At 71.1% G+C, this 931-nt stretch carries 2 pseudogenes; one reads left to right on the top strand and one right to left on the bottom strand.

Annotated features, from left to right (window positions below):
• Positions 1-350 (bottom strand): annotated as a pseudogene (locus tag ON19_RS30830) (hypothetical protein); the annotation flags it as partial.
• A gap of 270 nt (positions 351-620) precedes the next feature.
• Here ON19_RS30830 and ON19_RS30825 point away from each other — a divergent pair.
• Positions 621-931 (top strand): annotated as a pseudogene (locus ON19_RS30825) (esterase family protein); the annotation flags it as partial.

Below are 931 nucleotides of genomic sequence, written 5' to 3'. Positions count from 1 at the left end.
CTGAGCCAGTTGCCGTCCGCGCCGCCGTCGATGCCGTTGAGCAGGTACACGGTGGGCGCGGGAGCCGCTTTGTCGGCGGCCGGAAGGACGCGCACGGTCACGGTGTTCGCCATCGCGGCGGAGTAGACCGTCAGCTCGACCAGTCCTCCCGGTCCCGGTGTCGTGCTCGCGATATGGGAGCGATCCGCGGCGGTGCCGGCCGGTAACAGGAGTTCCGGCGTGGTCGGTCCGGCGCTCACCGAGCCGACCGTGCCGGTCGCGAAGGCGAACGCGGCGACGCTCAGCACCGCGGCCAGCCGTGCGGTCCGTGCCGCACCGCGACGGTACGGCGATGGGGCGGGGGAATCCACTCACTGCCTTCCGGCGGACGGGACGAGAACTCCGCCAACGTTAGGACGCGAATGTCTGTGCGGGCAAGCGGCATCGAACGCGTTTGGGGCCGGCGGCCAGTTCGCTCGGCCTCCCGCTGGGAACGGCCACAAGGTTGCGGGTATCCGTGTTCACCAGCTCGCCGGATGCGGTTGACTCGATGCCGAACCGCACCGCAGCGTCGGTCGCTTATCTCCGGCCCGCGCAGCCGCGGGCACCGGCCGGGGTGCGGCCTCGAGATCGGAGGTGCGATGTCGCTCACCCACTCCCGGAAACGAATCCTGCTGGCCGCCGCCGTGATCACGGTGCTGGCTGGGTCGAGCGGTACGGCGACGGCCGATTCCCCGCCGGATCCCGCGTCCGTGTCCGCACCCGACGGCTCCCGGATCCACGACATCCGCGCCGAGTCCGACCGTGTTCTCGACGTCGGCGTGTTCTCCACGGCGATGAACAGCGTCGCCCGGGTGCGCGTGCTGCGTGCGGCCGATCCGGCTCGGCCCGCGCCCACGTTCTATCTGCTCAACGGCGCCAACGGCGGTATCAGCGACGGGAGCTGGACCGA

The organism is Nocardia abscessus NBRC 100374, from assembly GCF_000308455.1.
GTDB classification, from domain to species: domain Bacteria; phylum Actinomycetota; class Actinomycetes; order Mycobacteriales; family Mycobacteriaceae; genus Nocardia; species Nocardia abscessus.
Note: the sequence above shows the minus strand (reverse complement) of the source record. Positions and strands in the feature narration are given on the sequence as shown.